At 32.0% G+C, this 25,813-nt stretch carries 14 protein-coding genes; 13 read left to right on the forward strand and 1 reads right to left on the reverse strand.

The window, feature by feature from the left end; translation table 11 throughout:
• Positions 1-25 precede the first annotated feature (25 nt).
• A complete protein-coding gene (locus tag A8C32_RS03375; RefSeq protein ID WP_069829025.1) occupies positions 26-1,924 on the forward strand; it encodes an amidophosphoribosyltransferase in 1,899 nt (632 codons plus the stop codon).
• 892 nt (positions 1,925-2,816) lie between these two features.
• On the opposite strand, the gene A8C32_RS03385 is transcribed toward A8C32_RS03375, so the two are convergent.
• The gene (locus A8C32_RS03385; protein ID WP_069829027.1) at positions 2,817-3,425 is read right to left on the reverse strand and encodes a superoxide dismutase; all 609 of its coding nucleotides are present in this window, start codon (positions 3,423-3,425) and stop codon (positions 2,817-2,819) included.
• Positions 3,426-3,549: 124 nt separating this feature from the next.
• On the opposite strand from A8C32_RS03385, the gene A8C32_RS03390 reads away from it, so the two are divergent.
• The 12 genes from A8C32_RS03390 (at position 3,550) to A8C32_RS20495 (ending at position 25,804) form a co-directional block, all read left to right on the forward strand.
• Positions 3,550-6,681, forward strand: coding sequence for a UvrD-helicase domain-containing protein (locus A8C32_RS03390; protein ID WP_069829028.1), 3,132 nt, complete (start codon positions 3,550-3,552; stop codon positions 6,679-6,681).
• Positions 6,682-6,702: 21 nt separating this feature from the next.
• Positions 6,703-7,896 (forward strand): glycine C-acetyltransferase, encoded by a 1,194-nt coding sequence (kbl, locus tag A8C32_RS03395; RefSeq protein ID WP_069829029.1) that lies wholly within the window; start codon positions 6,703-6,705, stop codon positions 7,894-7,896.
• A gap of 123 nt (positions 7,897-8,019) precedes the next feature.
• Positions 8,020-9,396, forward strand: a complete 1,377-nt coding sequence (locus A8C32_RS03400; RefSeq protein WP_069829030.1) for an OmpA family protein — start codon at positions 8,020-8,022, stop codon at positions 9,394-9,396.
• Positions 9,397-9,541: 145 nt separating this feature from the next.
• Complete coding sequence (locus A8C32_RS03405) at positions 9,542-12,301, forward strand: PD-(D/E)XK nuclease family protein (RefSeq protein WP_069829031.1); 2,760 nt, start codon at positions 9,542-9,544, stop codon at positions 12,299-12,301.
• A 1-nt stretch (position 12,302) separates the two neighbouring features.
• Complete coding sequence (locus A8C32_RS03410) at positions 12,303-13,145, forward strand: alpha/beta hydrolase family protein (protein ID WP_069829032.1); 843 nt, start codon at positions 12,303-12,305, stop codon at positions 13,143-13,145.
• A gap of 57 nt (positions 13,146-13,202) precedes the next feature.
• Entirely contained in the window at positions 13,203-14,219 is a 1,017-nt protein-coding gene (locus A8C32_RS03415; RefSeq protein ID WP_069829033.1) for a GntR family transcriptional regulator, read from the forward strand.
• 176 nt (positions 14,220-14,395) lie between these two features.
• Positions 14,396-17,410: a SusC/RagA family TonB-linked outer membrane protein gene (locus A8C32_RS03420; protein WP_069829034.1), complete on the forward strand. Its 3,015-nt coding sequence runs from the start codon at positions 14,396-14,398 to the stop codon at positions 17,408-17,410.
• A 15-nt stretch (positions 17,411-17,425) separates the two neighbouring features.
• Positions 17,426-19,036, forward strand: coding sequence for a RagB/SusD family nutrient uptake outer membrane protein (locus A8C32_RS03425; RefSeq protein WP_069829035.1), 1,611 nt, complete (start codon positions 17,426-17,428; stop codon positions 19,034-19,036).
• A gap of 149 nt (positions 19,037-19,185) precedes the next feature.
• Positions 19,186-20,955, forward strand: coding sequence for a glycoside hydrolase family 36 protein (locus A8C32_RS03430; RefSeq protein ID WP_069829036.1), 1,770 nt, complete (start codon positions 19,186-19,188; stop codon positions 20,953-20,955).
• A 6-nt stretch (positions 20,956-20,961) separates the two neighbouring features.
• On the forward strand, positions 20,962-22,617 hold the full coding sequence (locus A8C32_RS03435; protein WP_069829037.1) for a solute:sodium symporter family transporter: 1,656 nt from the start codon (positions 20,962-20,964) through the stop codon (positions 22,615-22,617).
• A gap of 17 nt (positions 22,618-22,634) precedes the next feature.
• On the forward strand, positions 22,635-24,116 hold the full coding sequence (gene glpK, locus A8C32_RS20490; RefSeq protein ID WP_069829038.1) for a glycerol kinase GlpK: 1,482 nt from the start codon (positions 22,635-22,637) through the stop codon (positions 24,114-24,116).
• A complete protein-coding gene (locus A8C32_RS20495) occupies positions 24,113-25,804 on the forward strand; it encodes a glycerol-3-phosphate dehydrogenase/oxidase (protein ID WP_240491678.1) in 1,692 nt (563 codons plus the stop codon). The genes glpK and A8C32_RS20495 overlap by 4 nt, the downstream gene beginning before the upstream one ends.
• Positions 25,805-25,813 lie beyond the last annotated feature (9 nt).

Consider the following 25,813-nt stretch of genomic DNA (forward strand, 5'->3'; position numbering starts at 1 on the left):
ATAGGAGCGAAAAAAACATTTAGATATGAGTGATGCATTAAAACACGAATGTGGAATAGCTGTTATTAGACTGTTAAAACCATTAGAGTATTACAAAGAAAAATATGGAACTGCATTTTACGGTGTAAATAAAATGTATTTAATGATGGAAAAACAGCACAATCGTGGTCAAGACGGTGCTGGGTTTGCAAGTATAAAATTAGACACTAAACCAGGTGAGCGCTACATAAGTAGAGTACGCTCTATAGCGCAACAACCTATTCAAGATATTTTTGCTCAAATTAATGATCGAGTTAATAAAGAGTTTGTTGAACATCCTGAATATGCAGATGATGTTACTGCTCAAAAAAAGAACATCCCATATATTGGTGAAGTTTTATTAGGTCACGTTAGATATGGTACATTTGGTAAAAATAGTGTAGAAAGTGTACATCCTTTTTTAAGGCAAAACAACTGGATGCACAGAAATTTAATAATGGCAGGAAACTTTAACATGACTAATGTTAAAGAACTGTTTGGTAATCTTATTGAATTAGGACAGCATCCAAAAGAATATACCGATACCATAACTATTATGGAGAAAATTGGTCATTTTTTAGATGATGCTGTTAGCAAAATATATAAAGATTTAAAAAAAGAAGGCTATAATAAAAGAAATGCATCACCTCTTATTGCCGAACGTATTAAAGTTGCAAAAATTTTAAAACGTGCTGCAAAAAACTGGGATGGTGGTTATGCTATGGCTGGACTTATTGGCCATGGAGATGCTTTTGTTTTAAGAGACCCTGCTGGAATTAGACCAGCTTATTATTATAAAGATGACGAAATTGTTGTTGTAGCATCAGAGCGTCCAGTAATTCAAACTGTTTTCAATGTTAAATTTGAAGATGTAAAAGAACTAGATCCAGGACAAGCTATAATTACAAAAAAATCTGGAGAAGTTAGACTTAAGCAAATATTAGAACCTTTAGAAAAAAAATCGTGTTCTTTTGAACGCATTTATTTCTCTAGAGGTAGTGATGCCGAAATTTACCAAGAACGTAAAACATTGGGTAAATTATTAATACCTAAAGTACTTGAAGCTATTAATAATGATACAAAAAACACCGTATTCTCTTATATTCCAAATACTGCTGAAACATCTTTTTATGGCATGATAGAAAGTGCAGAGGCTTTTATTAACGAAACTAAAACAAAAGCCATTTTAAACGGGCAACGTTCGTTATCTGCAGCAAAAGTCACTGAAATTTTATCTGAACGAACACGAATAGAAAAAATCGCTATTAAAGATGTAAAACTTAGAACGTTTATTACAGAAGATAGCAGTAGAGATGATTTAGTAGCGCATGTTTACGATGTCACTTATGGCGTTATTAAACCTAATGATAATTTAGTAATTATAGACGATAGTATCGTAAGAGGTACCACTTTAAAAAAGAGTATCCTTAAAATGCTTGATCGCTTAAATCCTAAAAAAATTATTGTAGTGTCCTCTGCTCCTCAAATTCGTTATCCTGATTGCTATGGTATTGACATGGCTAATCTTGAAAGCTTAGTAGCATTTAGAGCTGCTTTAGAATTATTAAAAGACACCAATAAATATGATATTGTAGAAGAAGTTTACAATAAGTGCATTAAACAGACTGACATAGATGACAAACATGTTAAAAACTTTGTTAAAGAACTTTATGATCCTTTTACAGATGAGCAAATTTCAGATAAAATATCAGAACTCTTAAGTGATGAATCTATAAATGCAGAAGTTAAAATTATTTTTCAATCGGTTGATAATTTACATAAAGCATGTCCAAACCATTTAGGAGATTGGTACTTTACAGGAAATTATCCTACAGCAGGAGGAAATAGAGTTGTAAATAGAGCTTTCATCAATTTCTTTGAAGGTAACAAAGAACGAGCTTATTAAGCTTTAGATATTTTATTATACTTAATACTTACTAGAAACGCACTTTATCAGATAAATATGCTTTTCATCTAAAAAATAATTCGTAATATCTAAAATACACATAAATTAGTATCACCATAACATAAGTAGGTTAAGTTCATGGTAGATTTGGGGCAAAAAAAGGTGAACTTCTGTTCGCCTTTTTTTATGGATTTAATTAGTTTTAATTTTCTTACTGTAATACTATGTTTTGCTTTTAAAAAGCAATTTTCCTTTAAGCCTATTTATTAGTCGTTTAACTAAAATATTTTATCAACTCTTTTTAGCACTGTATATTTGCCTCACCATAACATAAGTAGGTTAAGTTCATGGTAGATTTGGGGCAAAAAAGGTGAACTTCTGTTCACCTTTTTTATTTTATTCGTTTTAAAATAAAAAGCACCTATTAGAAATCTTCCATATCATTCAAGTAGAAAGCCTTTTATATTTTAAAAAGGTAGACTCTTTATTAAACACAAATAGAGATATAACTTCAGAATTACTAGATTCATATAACTATCTCATTGAAGATGCAAAAAAAAGCTCAAACTCCAAATTAAATACATCAACTCATTGATTAAATTTGATAGCATTCTGGATAAGAATTATAAGTATGTTAAAAACAAACTTATTAAAGAACATGAAACACCTGAGCTCCTATTAGAAAAAAATCAATTAATTAAACAGTTAAATAGTAATAAGGTCATCTCAAAAAATAAAATTTTCATAATGTTAGTTATAATTTCAGCTTTAATTATAATTACTTTTTTTGTTATGAGAAGGAATTTAATTAATAAGAGAAAGGGAAGGCTACAAAAAAAGCTACTCTATTTTCATAAAGCAGCTTTCAATATATGTTGTTATAAAAAACGTATTATTTAGCTTCAGCGTAACGTTTTTCAACTTCGTTCCAGTTAATAACACTAAAAAAGGCATTAATATAATCTGGACGTCTGTTTTGGTAATTTAAATAATAAGCGTGTTCCCAAACATCAAGACCTAAAATTGGCGTACCACCACAAGTTACTCCTGGCATTAATGGGTTATCTTGGTTTGGTGTAGAGCAAATCTCTACCTTACCACCTTTATGTACACATAACCAAGCCCAACCAGAACCAAACCGTGTTGCTGCAGCTTTACTAAAAGCTTCTTTAAAACCATCGGCAGAACCATAAGCTGCTTCGATAGCATCTTTTAACTCACCAGATAAACGTCCTTTTCCTTCAGGATTCATTATACTCCAAAATAATGAGTGGTTATAAAACCCACCTCCATTATTTCTTACGGCACCATTATTCATATCTAAATTTGCAAGAATATCTTCAATAGATTTTCCTTCTAAATCTGTTCCAGCAATAGCATTGTTTAAATTATTTGTATATCCTTGGTGATGCTTAGAATGATGTATCTCCATTGTTCTAGCATCTAAATGAGGCTCTAAAGCATCGTAAGCATATCCTAATTCTGGTAATTCAAAAGCCATAATTTTATTTTTTAAATATTAATTTATTAGTTTCTTCAAATTTACACATAAAACAGGGCAATTAAAAATAATAAATGACTATCAACTCATCGATAGTTTTTATCTTGTATCCAAATTCTTGTTTATGCAACAGCCGCACCCTTTTACAATATATAATGCTTCTGCAGGCAGCGGAAAAACGTATACGCTTGTAAAAGAATATTTAAAAATTCTATTTCAATCTAATAATTCTGAGCAATTTAAAAGAATATTAGCCATTACGTTTACCAATAAGGCTGTTGCCGAAATGAAAGAACGTATTATAGAAACTTTAAAGCAGTTTTCTAATATTTCTATTCTAGAAAATCCAGATGGTATGTTTAAAACTATTTGCGAAGAGCTACAAATAAAACCAGATGCACTCCATAAAAAATCTGAAAAACTATTAAACACCATTATACATAACTATGCTGCTTTTGATATTTCAACTATAGACGGGTTTACCCATAAACTCATTAGAACTTTTGCTTACGATTTAAAACTGCCTTTAAACTTTGAAGTAGAACTTGATCAAGATGCACTTTTAAACGAAGCTGTAGATAGTTTAATATCTAAAGCAGGAACAAACGAAAAACTCACAAACATTCTAGTAGATTTTGCTATAGAAAAAGCAGATGATGACAAAAGTTGGGATGTCTCTTTTGACTTTAATAAAATAGCAAAACTATTAGTTAATGAAAACGACATTCCTTTTATAGATTCTTTAAAAGATAAAACGCTAGACGATTTTAAAATACTTAAAACACAGTTAAAAAAAGAAATATCTACATTAGAAACTCGTATTATTGAACAATCACAAGACGCGTTAACATTAATTGAAGAAGCTGGTTTAGAGTTTAATGATTTTTCTGGAAGCTATCTACCAAAGCACCTAAAAAAGTTAGCAGACAAAAATTTCAATGTTACTTTTGGAACGAAATGGCAAGAAGACATTGAAACAAAAACCCTATATCCCAAACGTGTTACAGCAGAAGTTGCTTCTACAATAGAACAAATACAGCCACAAATAGCATCAAGTTTTAATGAAACTAAACAATGTATTTTTCATCTAAAATTCTTAAAAGCTTTCTATAAAAACATCACCCCGCTATCCGTTTTAAACGCTATTAATAATGAATTGAAAATCTTAAAAGAAGATCAAAATAAAATGTTGATTTCAGAATTCAATACCATTATTAGTAAAGAAATTAGAGAACAACCCACGCCTTTTATTTACGAACGTATAGGCGAAAAATTCAAACACTATTTTATAGATGAGTTTCAAGACACCTCTGTAATGCAGTGGGGAAACCTAATTCCTTTATTAGAAAACTCCCTATCGACAGAAACGGGAAGCACCATGCTAGTAGGCGATGCTAAACAAGCCATTTATCGTTGGCGTGGCGGAAAAGCAGAACAATTTATTGGTTTGTTTGGAAACGATAATCCATTTTATATTGAAAAATATGTCGAAAACCTACCTGCCAACTACAGAAGTTTTAAAGAAATTGTAAATTTTAACAATGGCTTTTTTAATTTTTTAGCAAATCAAGTATTTAATAATAATGATTATAAAAACCTTTATGAAAACGCGCATCAAGACATAACACAAGAGCAAAGTGGCTATGTTGAATTATCTTTTTTAGATATTGATAAAGATGATGACAGAGACGAGCTGTATTCAGAACAGGTTTTAAACACCATTAAGATTTGCTTAGAAAAAGGCTATAAATATGAAGATATTTGTGTTTTAGTGCGTAAAAAAAAGGAAGGTGTCGCGATTGCAAACTATTTAAGCCAACAACATATCCCTGTAATATCTTCAGAAACATTATTAATTTACAATGCTTCAGAAGTCATTTTTATTAATGATTTGTTAGCCCTTTTAATTCAGCCTAAAAACAACGAAATAAAAATTAAGTTTTTAAATTATTTAACCACACTTTTTAATATTGAAGACAAACATGATTTTTTTATAAATCATTTAAATATACCATTATTAGAGCTTTTTAAAAGTTTAGAAGCTTTCAATATTTTTATAAATAGTGATACACTATTACAACTTCCGCTTTACGATTTAGCAGAAACCATTGTAAGAAGTTTTAATTTAGTTGAAACATCTAATGCCTACATTCAGTTTTATCTGGATATTGTCCTAGATTTTTCACAAAAAAAAGGATCTGATATTTCTGGATTCCTAGATTACTTCGAAAAGAAAAAAGAAAGCCTAAATATTATATCTCCTAAAGGTCAAAATGCAGTTCAAATTATGACCATTCATAAATCTAAAGGTTTAGAATTCCCAGTGGTTATATTTCCTTATGCCGATTTAGATATTTACAGAGAACTAGAACCTAAAGAGTGGTTTAAATTAAATGAAGGAAAATATACTGGTTTTTCACATACACTTCTAAACTACAATAAGGATTTTGAACATTACGGAGAAGAAGGACAATATATATATAACAAACATCAATCTGAACAGGAACTAGACAACATTAACTTATTATATGTTACCCTAACCAGACCTGTAGAACAGTTGTTTATTATTTCAAAAAAAGATATTTCAGCAAAAGGAGAGGTAAATAATAAAAAATACTCTGGAATGTTCATCAACTACATACAACATCTAAGTTTATGGGATGAATCTCAATTAACATATAGTTTTGGAAACCCTGAAAAAACTTCAGAAAAATTATCAACTACAAAAGAAGTTACAGTTCAACATGAATTTATTTCAACAGCTAAAGAAAACCACAATATAAAAGTAATAACAAAATCTGCATATTTATGGGACACAAATCAAAAGGAAGCCATTGAAAAAGGAAACCTAATTCATGATATAATGTCTCAAATAAAAACTAAAGACGATATTGATTCTGTTGTAAGCGATTTTATAAATACTTCTATAATTAATACAGTGCAAGCAGCTACACTAAAATCTATGGTTATACAAATTATTGAACACCCAGAACTCAAAAATTATTACACTTCAAATCACACGATATATAATGAACGTGATATTATCACTAAAGAAGGTCTTATTTTAAGACCAGATAGGATTGTTATAAATACTAGAAATGAAGCCGTAATTATAGATTATAAAACAGGTGTTGAAGACAAAAAACATCAACAACAGTTACAATTATATCAAGACGTTTTAGAAGACATGAAAATAAAAGTTAAAAAGAAAATTCTTGTATACACAAATAATGATATAAAGGTAAAAGATGTTTAATTTTGCTAAAAACGCAAAAATATGTACGGAAAACTGAAAAAACACCTAAAAGAAGAGCTTCAAAACATAAAAGATAACGGACTTTATAAAGAAGAACGCATCATCACCTCCGCACAAGGAGCAGAAATAACTTTAAACACAGGAGAAACCGTTTTAAATTTTTGTGCTAATAATTATTTAGGTCTATCGTCACACCCAGATGTTATTCAGGCAGCTAAAGATGCTATGGACACTCATGGTTTTGGCATGTCATCTGTTCGTTTTATCTGTGGCACCCAAGATATTCACAAAACATTAGAACAAAAAATAGCCGATTTTTATGAAACCGAAGACACTATATTATATGCAGCCGCCTTTGATGCAAATGGAGGTGTTTTTGAACCCTTGCTTGGAGCAGAAGATGCTATCATTTCAGATGCATTAAATCATGCCTCCATAATAGACGGTGTTCGCTTATGTAAAGCCGCTAGATATCGCTATAAAAATAACGATATGGTAGATTTGGAAAAACAACTTATCACTGCTAACGATAATGGTACTCGTTTTAAAATTATAGTAACCGATGGTGTTTTCTCAATGGATGGACTAGTAGCCCCTCTAGACAAAATTTGCGATTTAGCTGATAAATATGATGCCTTAGTCATGATTGATGAATGCCATGCTGCTGGTTTTATTGGAAAAACTGGACGTGGCACCTTGGAAGAAAAAAACGTTTTAAACCGAATTGATATTATTACTGGTACTTTAGGTAAAGCTTTAGGTGGAGCCATGGGCGGATATACAACTGGAAAAAAGGAAATTATTGATATGCTTCGCCAAAGCTCTAGACCATACCTGTTTTCAAACTCATTGGCTCCTGCAATTGTTGGAGCATCCATTAAAGTATTTGATATGCTCTCTAATAATACCCAACTTAGAGATACATTAGAGTGGAATACAAATTATTTTAAAAAAGGAATGAAAGAAGCTGGCTTTGATATTATTGATGGTGACTCTGCAATTGTCCCTGTTATGCTATACGATGCAAAGCTATCTCAAACCATGGCAAATCTACTTTTAAAAGAAGGAATTTATGTTATTGGATTCTTTTTTCCAGTAGTTCCAAAAGAAAAAGCAAGAATACGCTTACAAATTTCTGCAGCACACACTAAACAGCATTTAGACAAGGCTATAATTGCTTTCATTAAGATTGGGAAAATTTTAAACATTATCTAAAATCGTTCTGAACAACCAAAACACAAACCCTATCTACTATTTTTTTATATATTTGTCTTTGTTAATAAAATTTAACAACTTACATTTGTTTACAATTAACACTTAAAATTAAACTTTTTAAATATGAAAAATCTTAGCAGATTATTGTTCGCTATGTTGCTTGTACTTGGTTATAGCAACGCTAATGCGCAAGACAAGAACAACCCTTGGCAAATTACTATTGGGGCAAACGCAGTTGATGCATACCCTTCTGGAGATGGTGTTCCTTTTAGCGAAACTATCTTTAGCAAGTATGTTGATCTAGATAACTGGAATATCTTGCCTTCCCTATCAACTATCTCTGTATCTAAATACGTAGGTAATGGATTTTCTATTGGAGTAGCTGGTTCTCTTAATAAAATAGAAAACTGGGGAGAAGATGCAAATGGAGATGCTCTTAAAGTAGATGATCTATCTTACTATGCTGCAGATGGAACTGTTAAATATAGTATTGGAGAAGTATTAGAATGGAAAACATTAGATCCATACGTAGGAGTTGGTGGTGGTTACACTTGGATTGATGAAGTAGGTGCTGGAACTTTAAACGGAACTTTAGGTCTTAACGTATGGTTTAACGAAAATGTTGGTTTAACGCTACAATCTTCATATAAACATGCTTTCGAAGATTATTTAAATACACATTTCCAACACACCGCTGGTATTTCTATCAAATTTGGTGGAGCTGATACTGATGGTGATGGTATATACGACAAAGATGATGCTTGTCCAGACGTTCCTGGTTTAGAAGCTTTCAAAGGTTGTCCAGATACTGATGGTGATGGTATTGAAGACAGCAAAGATGATTGTCCTAACGAAGCTGGTTTAGCTGAACTTAATGGATGTCCTGATACTGACGGTGATGGTATTGCTGATAAAGATGATAAATGTCCTTCTGTTGCTGGATTAAAAGCTTTAAATGGTTGTCCAGATGCTGATGGTGATGGTATAACTGATAGTGATGATGCTTGTCCTAAAGTTAGTGGTCCTGCTGCAAACAAAGGTTGCCCTTGGCCAGATACTGATAACGATGGTGTATTAGACAAAGATGATAAATGTCCTGAGGTTAAAGGTACTGTTGCAAACAACGGTTGTCCTGAAGTAACCGAAGAAATACAAAAAACTTTAAATGAGTACGCTAAAACAATCTTATTTGATACCGGTAGAGCAACTATCAAATCTCAATCTGAAACTGTTTTAAACGACATCGTTAACATTCTTAAAGAATACCCAACAGCTAAATTTGCAGTTGAAGGTCATACTGATAGTGTAGGTTCTGCTAAATTAAACCAAAGATTATCTGATTCTAGAGCTAATTCTGTAAAAGAATACTTAGTTAGTCATGGTATCGATGCATTTAGGTTATCATCTCTTGGTTATGGAGAAGATAAGCCAATCGACTCTAACAAAACTAGAGCTGGTAGAGCAAATAACAGACGTGTTGAAATTAACTTAGTAAAATAATAAGTTAGTTTTAAACAACAATAAAACAAATAAGCTTGAAAAACGCTTCGGATATCCGAAGCGTTTTTTATTTTTATATCATACAGATCTATTATCCTTAAAAACAATGCTATTTACTAATGCATAATTGTAAAATTCAATTGGTATGACAACCTTTATTTTTGATGTTCTAAAAGATTTAGAAAACAATAACGCAAACCTTTCTGAATTAACCTTTATTCTACCAAGTAAAAGAGCCGGCCTCTTTTTAAAGCATCAATTATCAATACTAACGAAACAAACCATATTTTCTCCTTCAATTATTAGTATTGAAGAATTTGTCGAAGAACTATCACATCTAAAAAGTATTTCAAATGCCGAACTCCTTTTTGAGTTTTACAACTCATATATCCATCTAACAAAAGAAAAAAATAAAGACTCCTTTGAGTTATTTTCTAAATGGGCACAAATACTACTTCAAGATTTTAATGAAATAGATCGTTACCTTATTCCTCAAGAAAATATTTTCAACTACTTAAGTGCTATTCAAGATCTAAAACACTGGTCCTTGGAAGACAATAAAACAGATTTCGTTAAAAACTATTTATCCTTTTGGAATAAACTTTATAGCTATTATGATCATTTTACTAAGAGTCTTTTAAATAAAAACATAGGCTATCAAGGTTTAATTTATAGAGAAGCTGCTAAAAACCTAAAAACTTATATTCAAAATAACCCTAAAAAAGAATACATTTTCCTAGGATTTAACGCCTTAAATACATCTGAAGAAACAATTATACAAGAATTACTTCAAAATGGGTCAGCAAAAATTTATTGGGATATCGATTCTGTATTCCTAAACAACCCAAAACATGATGCAGCTCTATTTACTAGGCAACACAAAAACAATTGGGCTTTTTTAAAAAATAATCCTTTTAACTGGATAACTACAAATTATTCTAAAGAAAAAAACATATCTGTATTTGGAATTCCCAAAAACATAGGACAAGCAAAATACATAGGGTCACTACTAAACAATTTACAAAAGGAAAATCCATCACTACAAAATACAGCTGTTGTTCTAGGTGATGAAAACCTACTAATTCCAGTATTAAATTCGCTCCCTTCCAGCATTGCAGCATTGAACATAACAATGGGATTTCCTTTAAAATCTATACCATTAGCATCCCTTTTTGAAGACTTATTTCATTTACATAAAATATCAACTAGTTCCTTTTATTATAAAGATGTTATCAAAATCGTATCACACCAATTTATAAGACCTCTATTCAATTTTGAAAATATCGATTATGCTTCCAAACTTATTGAAACCATTGACACCAACAACCTTGTATACCTAGAAAAAGAACGCTTAAAACAAATAGCAGGGAAAACTAGCGGCATAATTGATTTACTATTTTCTAATTGGGATAAATCAATTGATACAGCCTTAAATAAATGTTCACAATTAATATTAGTCATTAAAAATTATTTGAATGAAGATAAAACATCTAATTTACTTTCATTAGAATACTTATTCCGTTTTAACGAACTATTTAATGAAATAATCAGATTAAATAAAGATTATCACCATATAAAAGACATCTCAACACTATATAATGTTTATAAAGAATTATTAAGCTCTGAAACCTTAGACTTTCAAGGTGAACCCTTGCAAGGGCTACAAATTATGGGTATGCTAGAATCCCGTGTTTTAGATTTCGAAACAGTTATTATTTCCTCCGTAAATGAAGGTGTACTACCCTCAGGAAAAAGTAATAATTCCTTTATCCCATTTGATGTTAAAATCGAAAACAAGCTTCCCACATATAAAGAAAAAGATGCCGTATATACCTATCATTTTTACAGGCTTTTACAACGTGCCAAAAATGTTTTTATATTATATAATACAGAAGCAGATGTATTGACTGGAGGTGAAAAAAGCAGGTTCATTACGCAATTACAATTAGAAAACATCCACCCTATTAATCATCAAATAATAGCTCCTCAAGTCCCAATTATTGAAACCTCATTAAATGTTGTGGAGAAAACAGAAGACTTAAAAAAGCAAATTATTCGCGTTGCAGAACAAGGGTTTTCTCCATCTTCACTAACCAACTACATAAGAAACCCTATAGATTTTTATTATCAAAGTATATTAAAAATAAAACAACATAATGATGTTGAAGAAACCGTTGCAGCTAACACCTTAGGCACCGTGGTACATAATACACTTGAAGATTTTTACAAACCATTAATTGGTCATTTTTTAACTACAGATATAATTAAAAAATTAAAAGGAGAAATTGAAAACAAAGTAACTTTTCACTTTAAAAACGAATACAAAGAAGGTGATATAACCAAAGGCAAAAACTTAATTATTTTTGAAATAGCAAAACGATATGTATCCAATTTTTTAGATTTAGAAACTAGAGCTTTAAAAACTGGCAATGAAATAAAAATCTTAGCTATTGAAGCCGATAATAACATTTCAATTAACATTCCAGAACTTGATTTCCCTATTAAAATTAAAGGAAAAGTAGACCGAATAGATGAATGCAATGGCATAACTCGAATTATCGATTACAAAACAGGAAACGTACAACAAAATCAAGTTGAAATAGTAAATTGGGAAGACATTAATACAGATTACAAAAAATACAGTAAAAGTTTTCAAATACTAGCCTATGCCTATATGATGCATTCTTCAAAAACTATAAAACCGCCTATTGAAGCCGGTATAATTTCATTTAAAAATTTAAGTTCAGGTTTTTTAAAATTTGCAAAAAAAGACAAACCTGGTAGTTATGCAAAAAAAGAAACTTTGATTACTCAAGAAACTATTAATAACTTTAGCATTCAACTAAAAGCACTTATTATAGAAATCTGTAATTCCAATATCAATTTTACAGAAAAAGAACTTTAAAATGAAAATATCAAAAAACATAATTATTCATGGAAAGCATAATAAACCCATACTAACCGATGTTTTTTACAAAGAAAACAACAAAGCAAAACCCATTATTATATTTTGTCATGGCTATAAAGGTTTTAAAGATTGGGGTGCGTGGGATTTAATGGCTAAGGCATTTGCTAAAGCAGGTAATTTCTTTATAAAATTCAATTTCTCACACAACGGAGGAAGTATTGAACAACCTATAGATTTTCCAGACTTAGAAGCTTTTGGAAATAATAATTACACTAAAGAACTAGATGATTTACAATCTGTAATTGATTGGATTTACACAAATACTGTATTAAAAAAAGATGCAGATATAAATAACATAATCTTGATTGGACATAGTAGAGCTGGAGGTATTGTAACCATAAAAGCAGAAGAAGACAACCGAATAAAAAAAGTAATTAGTTTAGCTGGTGTATCAGATTTTGGAAAAAGAACTGCTACCATAGGAAATCTAGATCAATGGAAAAAAGATGGTGTTAAATATGTTCTAAACGGAAGAACAAAACAACAAATGCCACACTTTTATCAATTCTATGAAGACTTTATTACAAACGAAAATAGACTTACCATAAAACGAGCAGTTTCTAACTTAAAAATACCTTATTTAATTATTCATGGAAACGCAGATACTAGCGTTTTTATAGATGAAGCCAACCAGCTCCATCAATGGAATACAAAGAGTCTTTTAGAGATTATTAACAATGCAAACCATGTCTTTGGCACACAACATCCTTGGAAAAAAGAAGACCTACCAGATCACTTAAAAAAAGCCCTACAAACAACTTTATCTTTTTTAGAAAACTAATATTTTCTTTTCTATATAAAATTAAAAATGTATTTTGAGCATTAAGCATTTTTCTTAATGGAGGTACTCTTTGATAAAATAAACGATTTAAAACTTATTACACCGCTCACAAAACATGAGCAAATAGTTAACGCAATAATTAGTAAAATTGAATCCAAAGAATTAAAAAAAGGAGATCGCTTACCATCTATAAATAAAATGGTTGCAGAAGTAGGTTTTGCACGTAAAACGATTGTTAAAGCCTACGAAGATTTAAAAGGAAGAGGCATTGTAGAATCTAAAAACTTTAAAGGATATTACATCGCCGATGTTAATACAAAAACAAAACTTAGAGTAGCACTTCTACTCTTTGCTTTTCATTCTTTTCAAGAAGATTTCTACAATAGCTTTAGAGAAGAATTAGGGAAAAAATATATTATAAATGTATTTTTTCATCACAATAACTTAGATGTTTTTAAAGATATCGTTGCCAGAATTTCTGGAAGATATGGCATGTATGTTGTAGCCCCTATTCAATCCCCAGAGGTTAGTTTAATACTACAAAAAATTCAGTACGATAAACTATTGGTTATAGATAGGCATATTCCACTCCCTCAAGAGTATTCGTATATCACTCAAGAATTTGAAGACTCTACTTATAATCAATTAGAAAAATTACTTCCTCAAATAAAAAAGTACAAAAAATTTATTCTCTTCTTTAAAGGCGATTCAGATTATCCAATTGGTATTTTAAATGCGTTCAATAAATTTGTAAAAACGCATAATATTAATGCCAAAGTAGAAGAAAGATATATAAAAGACAGCATCTCCAAAAACACACTATACTTCTTTATTGGCGATAGTTCTTTATGGAAAATACTCAAAGACAGTAAACCTAAAAACTATACTATTGGAGAAGATTTTGGCATTTTGGCACATAATGATAATGGCATTAAAGAAATAATTTTTGGAGGTATAACGACTATATCCATTGATTTTAAAAAAATGGCTCAAGAATCTGCTAATTATTTAAAATTTAAAGAACCCATACGCAAAATAATCCCCTCAAAACTTATTCAAAGAAACTCACTATAGTAGCAAAATAGTGGTTTTAAATAGCATATAACAAATATATCCTCATGTTTTTTTAGATATTCTTAACATTTTTGGTTTTTTTTTATATATTTGCAAAGTAGCACAGTGTATCACAGTTTAAACAACTAAAGTAGCATACTGTATCACACTTTAAAAACTAACTTAAATAACGACTTATGAAAAAAAACGTACTAAGACTATTATTTGGCCTAGTATTTTCCCTTATGGGAATTAGTGCTAGTGCACAAGGGATAACTGTTTCGGGGACAGTTACAGACGATGAATTTCCTCTTCCAGGAGTTAATATTATAGTTAAAAACACATCAAATGGAACCACCACAGATTTTGATGGAAAATTCACTATGAGCGATATTGCACCAAATGCTATTCTTGTATTTAGCTATGTTGGTTATAAAACTCAAGAGGTTTCTGTTAATAACAAAACAACCCTGAGCGTTATATTAATAGAAGACGCCGCTGCATTAGATGAAGTAGTCATAGTAGGTTACGGTACTTCAAATAAAAGAGAACTTACAGGATCTGTAGGTATAGTAAAAGGTGAAGCCTTAGCAACCACAGTAGCAGGTAACCCAACTTCTGCATTACAAGGTAAACTTACAGGTATTCAAGTAGAAAACCCTGGAGGTAAACCTGGAGCAAAAGGAAATGTTTTTATTAGAGGTGTAAACTCTTTAAGTAATGCAGATCCCTTATACATAGTAGATGGTTTATTTGTTGACGATATGAGCTACGTAAACCCACTAGACGTAGAAAACATATCTGTATTAAAAGACGCAGCAGCTGCCGCTATTTACGGTTCAAGAGCTGCCAATGGTGTCGTTTTAATTAAAACAAATCACGGTAGAAAAAACAAAGCTCTAGAAGTAACCTTTAACTCAAGAATAGGTTTTGATACGCCTAGCAAAAAACTAGACTTTATAAACGGACAACAATATACAGATTACTTAAACCAACGATTCATTAACGATGGAAGCTCAACAAGAGTAACTCACAATGGTGTAAGTACAGATTGGCAAGACGAAAATTTACAAAGCGGTATTGTTGAAGATTACGGATTCTCAATATCTGGTGGAGGAGAAAAATCATCTTACTACTCTTCAATCAACTACTTTAATCAAGATGGTATATTAGTAGGATCTGGTTTTAAAAGACTAAACGCAAGATTTAACAGCAATCATGAATTTGGTAAATTTAAATTATCACAATCTTTAGGATTAGCAGAAGGTAAACTTCAAGAAAACAACTGGTACGGTTTTGATGGAACAACAGCACCAACTGTAGCATTATCAAACGCAAGTAACGACGGTGGTTTTGAAGCACCATCAACAGATGTTCAAGGCCCAGGTGGTGTAAACCAATACGCCTTAGCAACCCTAGAAAACAACCTAGAAACAACCCGTACTTTATTTGCTAGTTTAAAATTAGATTACAATATTACCGAAGACTTAAAAGCCTCTGTAAATGTAGGTGTAGATTACACAAGTCAAAAACGTTTTCAATTTACACCAACATACTTTATGAGTAATGTTGATGCAGTAAGAAATGTAAATCTTCTAAACGACCTTACAGATTTTAGACAAGAAGATATAAACCTATTATTCGAACCTACATTATCTTATAATAAAACATTTAACGATATACATAAAATATCTGCTGTAGTAGGTTACACCCGTTTTATAGAAACACAAAACAGTAATGGTATTTATGGGCAAGGCACACCAGCCAATAGTATTCAAGTTGTAGGCGCCCTACCTTCTAACGATCAAAATATTCTTTTAGGTCAAGATAATGAAGCTGCTTTAATATCTTATTTTGGACGATTAAACTACAACTATGATGATCGCTATATTTTTTCTGGAACAATAAGAAGAGATGCGTCATCAAGATTTGCTGAAAAAAATCAAGTAGGCTATTTCCCTTCTGTATCTGGAGCATGGAACATTAGTAATGAAGAATTTTGGAATTCTGAAACAATTAACTTTTTTAAATTAAGAATGTCTTATGGAGAATTAGGATCTTATCCAGATGTATTTTACCCAACACAAGCAGTTTTCCTAGCAAACCAATCTAACACAAGTTTTGGTGACGGTATCGCAAACGGATTAGCACAAACAACATTAGCCGATAAAGATCTAGTTTGGGAAACTACAAAAACATTTGATGTTGGTGTAGACATGTCATTCTTAAATAGCGCTATCACCTTTTCAGCAGATTACTATTCAAAAGATGTTGAAGATGCTTTAGTACCAATTAGCATTCCCTCTACAGCTGGAGTTAGTTTACCAGTAGTTAGAAATGCAGGAACACTTGTTAATAATGGTTTTGAATTTGATGTTACATACAAAAAATCTGAAGGTGATTTTACTTATAGTGTAGGAACAAATTTCTCTTTCAACATTAAAAACGAAGCCAAAGATATCCCTGCAACAATATTAGGGCCAGGAATTGATGAAGATTTACGTGTAGTAAACAGAACAGAAGCTAACGGACCAGTTGGAGCATTTTACGGTTGGGTAGTAGAAGATAAAGTAGACCCTAATACAGGAGATTTCATAAGAGTTGATACAGATGGTGTTGCAGGAATAACATCAGATGACCAGACCATTATTGGAGATCCTACTCCAGATTTCACTTACGGTCTTAATTTCAACGGGAAATACAAAAAATTTGATTTTTCATTAAACTTTAATGGTGTTTCTGGTAACGAAATTTACAACCTAAGTAGATACTACAATATATTATGGCAAGACGGAGGTAAATTAACAGACGTACTAAACTCTTGGACACCTTCAAATACAGATACTAGCATCCCTAGAGTCACTGTTGATGATGAAGCAGGAAATAAAGAACCTTCTTCTTTCTTTGTAGAAAATGGATCTTATTTCAGGTTAAAAAACTTAGAAATTGGATATAATTTAGGAGAGAATGCACTTGGTGTAGACTGGATTAAAAGCGTAAGATTATCATTAAACGTTCAAAATGTTTTTGTAATAACAGACTATACAGGTTACGATCCAGATGTAGCATCAACAAATAGCGGTAGAGCTAATCTTAATTCTGGAGTACCAGGAGTAAGATCGAACGTAAATCCTTTATTAGGAAGAGGTTTAGACCAAAGAGCATATCCAAATGCAAGAACATTTACGTTCGGTTTACGAGCAAAGTTTTAAACTAAAAAATAAATTATGAAAAAAATAATAAAATTAAAGTCCTCACTAGGCATAATAGCTTTTTCGTTATTAATGATTTTTGTTGTTGCTTGTTCAGATGATATTCTAGATCAAAACAACAATAATGCGACCTCAACAGCAAATTTTGGAACATCTGTAGATCAAGTAAAATCTGCTATAAATGGAGCCTTTCACCCTATAACTGGTACATTTTTCTGGGGAAGAATTATACATACTGGAGCTTTATTACGTTCAGACGAGTTTAACGTATTCCCTTTTGGTTCTAATACAGCCATGTCTACTTTTTTAGGAAACCCTGGAGACCGTTGGGCTACAGAACCTTGGCAAGAGCTATACAAATCTATAGCTAGATGTAATAACATTATTATCAACACCTCAGAAGAAGGTATTCCAGACACAACAACTAGAGAAAATTTAGTTGGACAAGCTTATTTTTTAAGAGCTTTTGATTATTGGTATTTAGTAAATCTTTATGGTAATGTACCTTTAGTTATAGAATTACCAGACCTAGACAACTTATTAGTAAAACAAGCTAGTCAAGAAGCTGTGTGGAACCAAATAATTTCAGATTTAGAAATGGCCGAAACTATGCTTCCACCTAGTTGGACAGGAGATGATTTAGGAAGACCTACATCTGGAGCTGCAACAGCCTTAAAAGGAAAGAGCTATTTATACATGAAACAATTTGGCCCTGCCGCAACAGCATTGAGCAGCTTAATAGGAAGATATAGCTTATTACCTGCTACTCAATTTAGTCATAACTTTTCAGCTACAAATGAAAACAATAGCGAATCTGTATTCGAATTACAGTTCTTAGGACAAGATACTTTTGTTTGGGGATCAGATATACCAGGTACTGGCAGTATGGGTAATTTTCATATAGACTATGCACCACCAGCTAAATCTCCAGATAAGGGTCATGTAGTAAATCCATGGTTAAAAGATTTATTTGAATCAAACAACGACATAGTACGTAGAAATGAAACTTTAGTATACGATTACCCAGGAGCAACAGGTTATGGCGGCTTATCATTCAATGAAGATTTTGTTACCCCTAGACTTGACGATGATAACAATCCAATAACTCCAGATGCTCAAATAGCAATAGACGCAGGAGTAGAACCTATTTTCTCTAAAAAATATTCAGGTATGGACATAGGAGCTAGAGGAGATGTTGATTTCTTAGGAACCAACGTTGGAAACAACTGGAGAGTAATCCGTTATGCAGATGTTTTATTAATGCTTGCTGAAGCTTTAAACGAAGATGGCATGACTTCTCAAGCCATTCAGTATGTAGATATGGTGAGAGATAGAGCAAATTTATCATTAATAGCAGACACAAACCCTGGTATAAATCAAGCAGATATGGCTAAAGCTATTATCGATGAACGTGCTATGGAACTAGCAGGAGAAGGACATCGTTTCTTTGACCTAGTAAGATGGGGCTTAGCCGACGATTATTTAGGCGCATCATCTTTACACGGAGCACATCCTAAATCTTTAAGTGGCGGTATTTTTCAAACAGGAAAGCATGAGTTAATTTGGATACCAAACTCAGAACGAGATTCAAACCCAGAACTTGGACAAAATCCTGGGTATAATTAATATATAATTTATTTTTTAGTTTGTTGATGGATTGAATAAAAGTCGAGACTCCCATAATTAACTGCTCGACTTTTATCAATCCCAACTAATAATGCATACATAACTATAATAAAACCAACTCATTGTTTTCTCCATTAATACAAACGATAATGATAAAAGAGAATTATATAATTTCTGAAAAAGACATACAAATTAAAGGAGATTCAACTAATTTTAAAACTGAATTAACCACTATTTCCAGCAATACAGAGGTTTCTTTATTCAACTTTAAAATCACAGCTAAATCCCCAGAAACACCAAAACCTATAACATTAAAATGGAAAATTCCAGCACATAACATTAAAGGTGTTTGGAAACCAACCACAGACTTTTCAAAACGCATACAAGCAGACTGGGAAATGAAACATATGGAATCTCGTATTTCTATTGACGCTCCAGTAATTAGCTTATTTGGTCATGATGATAGTAATTCACATACTTTTGCCTGTTCTAATGCCATAAATAAATTAGAACTTAATGCAGAGATTCGTGAAGAAGACGATCATTTTTATTGTCATGTCTCCTTATTTTTAGAACAACAATCTAAACTTACAGATTTTGATATTCAAATTAGAATTGATCAAGGTAAAAAACACTTTTCTGAAGCCCTAAAAGAGGTTTCAAAATGGTGGGAAACCTTTGATGATCTAAAACCAACCCCTGTTCCAGATATTGCTTTAACCCCCTTATACTCTACATGGTATCAATTTCACCAAAATCTAGAAGAAGATGTATTAATTGAAGAATGTAAAACAGCATATAATCTAGGATACAAAGCCATCATAATTGATGACGGCTGGCAAACCAATGACGATAATAGAGGTTACGATTTTACTGGAGATTGGCAACCAGACCGTATTTCAAAAACAAAAGAATTTGTTGACAATGTTCACGCCACTGGAATGAAAATTGGTTTTTGGTACTCTGTTCCTTTTTGTGGAAAAAAATCTAACGCTTATAAAAAATTTAAAGGACGATTTCTAACTGAAAACCACCGATGGGCTCCTGTTTTTGATCCACGATATCCAGAAGTTAGAGAGTATCTTATAAATATTTATAAAAATGCTTTAATAGATTGGAATCTAGATGGATTCAAATTAGATTTTATAGACGATTTCAGATTATATAGTGATACACCTAAAGTAAATCCAGATATGGATTTTCACTCTATTAATACAGCAGTAGATCGATTATTAACAGACGTAATAACAACATTACGACATATAAATCCCGAAATTTTTATCGAATTCAGACAAAAATATACAGGTCCAGCCATGCGTAAATACGGTAACATGTTTCGTGCCTTTGATTGCCCTGGAGATGCGACTATGAACCGAATAAGAATAGCAGATATTAAAATGTTAGCAGGCAATACAGCAGTACATTCAGATATGATAACATGGCATAATGATGAAACCCTAGAGGTAGCAGCACTTCAAATGGTAAACACTCTCTTTGGCGTACCTCAAATTTCAGTCGTTTTAAAAGACATTCCTAAAGAGCATTTAAAAATGGTTGAATTTTATACCAAATATTGGAATACAAACAAAAACCTTATTACAAAAGGACATTTCACACCTTTTAAACCTCTTGCTAATTATCCTATTCAAACAGTAATCAATGATAATAAAATTATTATCGGCTTACATGACGACCATGTTGTTCAAATTGATGAAACCTTTGAAAATATAGATATTTTAAATGCAAAACTATCAACTAGTCTCATTCTTAAAACCAATACAGATTTAGGTAATTATAATTACCGTATATTTAATTGCAAGGGAAATCTTGTTAATCAAGACCATTCGAAATTAAACAAAGGCTTAATGGAATTCAATATTCCCGCATGTGGCTTAATTCAACTAACTATAAAAAAATAATAAACTATGGGTACGTTATCGATTATTTCATTCATTGGTTTTACATTATTGGTAGCCTTTATAGCCTGGTACGCAACACGTAAAACAGATGAGAAATCAGCCGATGGCTACTACCTTGGAGGAAGAAGCCTTGGAGCCATAACCATTGCAGGTTCCTTACTACTAACAAACCTTTCCGCAGAGCAAATAGTTGGTCTTAACGGACAATCTTTTGCACAAGGCGTATTAGTTATGGCTTGGGAAACACTAGCTGCCATCTCTATGATTGTTACCGCCATTTATTTATTACCTAAATATATGAGATCTGGGATCACAACTATTCCTGAATTTATTCAAGAACGCTTTGATGCACAAACCAAATCGATATTATCCATTCTTTTTTTAATAGCTTTTGGTATCGTATTACTACCAACAATTTTATATTCTGGTTCTTTAGCATTTAGCACCATGTTTGATTTGCCTGAATTATTAGGAGTCTCTCAACCTACAGTAATTTGGGTATGCGTATGGTCCATAGGTATCATTGGTTCTATTTATGCCATTTTTGGTGGTTTAAAAGCAGTTGCCGTTTCAGATTTAGTGAATGCCATAGGCTTATTAATTGGAGGGCTTTTAATTCCTATTTTTGGTTTAATGCTTATAGGTGACGGCAGCGTATCAAACGGTATAAGCTCCCTATGGGAAGCCAACCCTGAAAAATTTAATGCCAAAGGCGAGATAGACTCATTCATTCCATTTAGCACTATTTTTACAGGTATGATGATTGCTCAAATGTATTATTGGGGAACCAATCAATCCATTTTACAGCGTGTTTTTGGAGCTAAAAGCCTAAAAGAAGGACAAAAAGGAATGATACTCGCAGGTTTTGTGAAATTCTTAATTCCAATCATAGTTGTATTACCTGGTATTATTGCTTGGCATTTGTTTGAAGGTAACTTAGAAAACGCAGATCAAGCATACCCTGCGCTTGTTCGTAAAGTTTTACCCGGAGCCTTTTTAGGATTCTTCGCTGCTGTTTTATTTGGCGCTGTTTTAAGTTCATTTAATAGTTTACTAAATAGTAGTTCCACCTTATTTGGAGTCGATTTATATCGTCAATATTTTGATAAAGATGCCTCTGAAATAAAAATGGTAAAAGCAGGAAAAATATTCGGTCTCTTACTAGCAATAATCTCAATGAGTATTTCACCATTTATTGCAAATGCACCAGATGGATTGTTTTCCTATATTCAAGAATCTTTAGGAAGTTTAAGTGTTCCAATACTAGCCGTTGTAACTGTTGGAATAATTACTAAAAATGTACCTGCTTTGGGGGCAAAAATCGTTTTAACAGTTGGTGTACTAATGTACTTAATTAGTCAATTTGTACTAAGCCCCTATTTTATTGACACCGCACTTACCGAAGCTGCAGCTAATGGAATAACAAACACAAAAGAACTAGGTATTATAAAAGCAAAAGCATACCCTCATTTTTTACATATTATGGGAATTCTATTTGTAATCAATGTTGGGTTTATGTTATTAATGGGCAAATTATACCCTAATAAGAATATTTATACTCCAAAAATCACAGATCAAATAGATATTACACCTTGGAAATATGCCAAGGTAGTGGGCATTTTAATAACCCTATTAGTTTTAAGTACTTACTTTATTTTTTAAATAAAATATAGCTGAAAATGAAAAAGAAGTATGTTATAGCATTTGACCAAGGCACAACCAGCACTAGAACTATTGTTTTTGATGAAAAAGGCAGTATTATTGCTATTTCTCAAAAAGAATTAACACAACATTATCCACAATCTGGCTGGGTAGAACATGATCCTCTCGAAATATACAATGATCAATTAGAAACTTTTAATACAGCACTTTCAGATTCAGGAATTAACCCTGAAGAAATTGCCGCTATTGGTATTACTAATCAAAGAGAAACCACCGTAGTTTGGGATAAAGACACAGGTGAGCCTATACATAATGCTATTGTTTGGTTAGATAAACGAACTATAGAAATTTGTAAAAAACTAAAACAACAAGGACTCTCTAGCTATATTAAAAAAAACACAGGGCTCGTAATAGATTCATATTTCTCAGGCACTAAACTAAAATGGATATTAGATCATGTTAAAGGCGCTCAAGAAAAGGCAGAGCAAGGCAAATTGCTCTTTGGAACTATTGATAGCTGGTTAATTTACAAATTCACTAAAGGCAAAAAACACGTAACAGACCATACTAATGCTTCTCGAACCATGATATACAATATAAAAGAATTGTGCTGGGACGACAAGCTACTTAATGCATTAAATATACCTAAATCAATGCTACCCTCAGTAGAAAATTCATCATCAGATTTTGGTAGTATTAATTATAACGGCATTGAAATACCAATTTATGGCGTAGCAGGAGACCAACAAGCCTCTTTATTTGGTCAAGGAGGGTTTGAATCTGGAATAGCAAAAAGCACCTATGGAACAGGGTGTTTCATTTTACTTAATACAGGAAATAAGCAAGTAATCTCAAAAAAAGGATTACTCACCACATTAACTTGTAGTTTAGATTCAGAATCCGTAAATTATGCTTTAGAGGGAAGCGTTTTTGCAGGAGGCGCCTCTATACAGTGGTTAAGAGATCGTATGCAACTTATTGAAAAAGCTAGCGACACAGAAGCTATTTGTAAAAGCACCCCACCATTAAAAAACATATACGTAGTTCCTGCTTTTGCTGGTTTAGGAGCACCACATTGGGACTCTAAAGCAAAAGGAAGTATTTACGGTATGACTTTAGATACTGGAAAAAACGAAGTCATTAAAGCTACAGTAGAAGCTTTAGCATATCAAACTAAAGATGTTATTGGTGCCATGGAAAAAGATAATGGCAAAAAAATAACAACACTAAAAGTTGATGGAGGAGCAAGCGCAAATAATTACTTAATGCAATTTCAATCAGACCTATTAAACGTGAATGTAGATAGACCAAAAATGATTGAAGTTACCGCTTTTGGCGCTGCATTATTAGCAGGAATAAAAGCAGGCTTATGGAGGAAAAGCGATATTGCTTCAATAAGAGAAGTAGATACCATCTTCAATCCTGAAATGAGCAAAAAAACAAGAAAACAAAATTATAAAGGCTGGAAAAAAGCTATAAAACGAACAAAAAGAAAATGAATATGAATGTGATGGAAGCAGCACCTTTTTCGGTTTTAAACAGAGTACAACAACTTGAAAAGTTACACACTAAAAAATTTGATTTAGCTATTATTGGAGGTGGCGTAACTGGCGCAGGCATTGCTTTAGATGCCGCATCAAGAGGTTTAAAAGTATGCCTCATAGAAAAAAATGATTTTGCTTCAGGAACCAGCAATAAATCGACTAAATTAATTCATGGTGGTTTACGTTATTTAAAACAGTTAGAAATTGGTTTAGTAAGAGAATCTGGATCCGAACGTGCTATTGTTCACAAACTAGCACCACACTTAGTTATTCCAGAAAAAATGTTATTACCTTTAGTTGAAGGTGGTACTTACGGAAAAGTGATGACCTCTATAGGTCTTAAGGTTTATGATTTTTTAGCTGATGTTAAAGGAGACGATAGACGTCGTATGTTAGACAAAGAAGAAACCTTAAATAAAGAATCTTTATTAAATAAAGATGTTGTTTTAGGTGGAGGACTTTATGCAGAATACAGAACAGATGATGCTCGATTAACACTCGAGATTTTAAAAAAAGCAGTCTCTTTTGGAGCAACAATAGTAAACTATTGTGAAATGGAATCATTTAATTATGATGATAACTCCAAAATTAAAAACCTTAATTGTATTGATTACAATACAGGAAAAAAGATAAATATAAAAGCGCGAAACTATGTTTCGGCAGCAGGTCCATGGGTAGATTTATTACGTACTAAAGATCACTCTATGAATAATAAATATTTACATCTAACTAAAGGTGTACATATTGTGTTTCCTTTCGAAAAATTACCTATAAAACAATCCGTATATTTCGATGTCCCAGATGGCAGAATGATTTTCGCTATTCCAAGAGGGCGTGTCACTTATGTAGGCACAACAGACACAAATTATTCAGGAAATCTGGAACGTGTTATTGCAACTAAAAACGATGCAGAATATTTATTAGAAGCTGTAAATAACACATTCCCTACGGTTCATGTAACCATGGATGACATAGAATCCAATTGGGCTGGCTTAAGACCTCTTATTCATGAAGAAGATAAAGACCCTTCCGAATTATCGAGAAAAGACGAAATATTCATTTCCGAAAGTGGCTTAATTTCTATCGCAGGCGGAAAACTAACAGGATATCGTAAAATGGCACATCGTGTTATTGATGCAGTTTTAAAAACCATGAGCGATAAACGCAAATCAAAATTCAAAAAATCATCTACCAAAACGATTCCATTAGTTAATCCTCCACTTCTATCAACAGATGAAGTCAATCATTATCAAACAGAAATAGAAAACAAACTACTAAACGAATTACATATAAAAGACACTTATCATGCCTGGTATTTATGTACAACTTATGGTAAACAGTCTGAAATTATTATTAATAAATCTAAGGATTTTAAAAATGCTTTTCCTTCAGAACGCTTAATTAGAGCGGAACTTTGGTATGGCATTCATCATGAAATGACTAACAGTTTAGCCGATTTTTTTGTTAGACGAACTGGCCGTTTATATTTCAATCTTCCTAGTGTAAAAAAGCACCAACAAGTAATATTGGAAGATTTTGCTAATTATTTAAATTGGAATCAAGAACGTATAAATTCAGAAAGAGAAAAACTAAATTTACTTATTCAAGACGCCACAACTTATTATAACGAAGACTTTAAATAAAATAATCTT

The sequence above is a fragment of the Flavivirga aquatica genome, assembly GCF_001747085.1.
GTDB classification, from domain to species: domain Bacteria; phylum Bacteroidota; class Bacteroidia; order Flavobacteriales; family Flavobacteriaceae; genus Algibacter_C; species Algibacter_C aquatica.

Coding starts and splice junctions, on each gene's coding strand:
- A8C32_RS03385 (WP_069829027.1), bottom strand. CDS start 3,425: ATGGCTTTTGAATTACCAGAATTAGGATATGCTTACGATGCTTTAGAG.
- A8C32_RS03390 (WP_069829028.1), top strand. CDS start 3,550: ATGCAACAGCCGCACCCTTTTACAATATATAATGCTTCTGCAGGCAGC.
- A8C32_RS03430 (WP_069829036.1), top strand. CDS start 19,186: ATGATAAAAGAGAATTATATAATTTCTGAAAAAGACATACAAATTAAA.
- A8C32_RS03415 (WP_069829033.1), top strand. CDS start 13,203: ATGGAGGTACTCTTTGATAAAATAAACGATTTAAAACTTATTACACCG.
- A8C32_RS20495 (WP_240491678.1), top strand. CDS start 24,113: ATGAATATGAATGTGATGGAAGCAGCACCTTTTTCGGTTTTAAACAGA.
- A8C32_RS03410 (WP_069829032.1), top strand. CDS start 12,303: ATGAAAATATCAAAAAACATAATTATTCATGGAAAGCATAATAAACCC.
- A8C32_RS03375 (WP_069829025.1), top strand. CDS start 26: ATGAGTGATGCATTAAAACACGAATGTGGAATAGCTGTTATTAGACTG.
- A8C32_RS03400 (WP_069829030.1), top strand. CDS start 8,020: ATGAAAAATCTTAGCAGATTATTGTTCGCTATGTTGCTTGTACTTGGT.
- kbl (WP_069829029.1), top strand. CDS start 6,703: ATGTACGGAAAACTGAAAAAACACCTAAAAGAAGAGCTTCAAAACATA.
- A8C32_RS03420 (WP_069829034.1), top strand. CDS start 14,396: ATGAAAAAAAACGTACTAAGACTATTATTTGGCCTAGTATTTTCCCTT.
- glpK (WP_069829038.1), top strand. CDS start 22,635: ATGAAAAAGAAGTATGTTATAGCATTTGACCAAGGCACAACCAGCACT.
- A8C32_RS03405 (WP_069829031.1), top strand. CDS start 9,542: ATGACAACCTTTATTTTTGATGTTCTAAAAGATTTAGAAAACAATAAC.
- A8C32_RS03425 (WP_069829035.1), top strand. CDS start 17,426: ATGAAAAAAATAATAAAATTAAAGTCCTCACTAGGCATAATAGCTTTT.
- A8C32_RS03435 (WP_069829037.1), top strand. CDS start 20,962: ATGGGTACGTTATCGATTATTTCATTCATTGGTTTTACATTATTGGTA.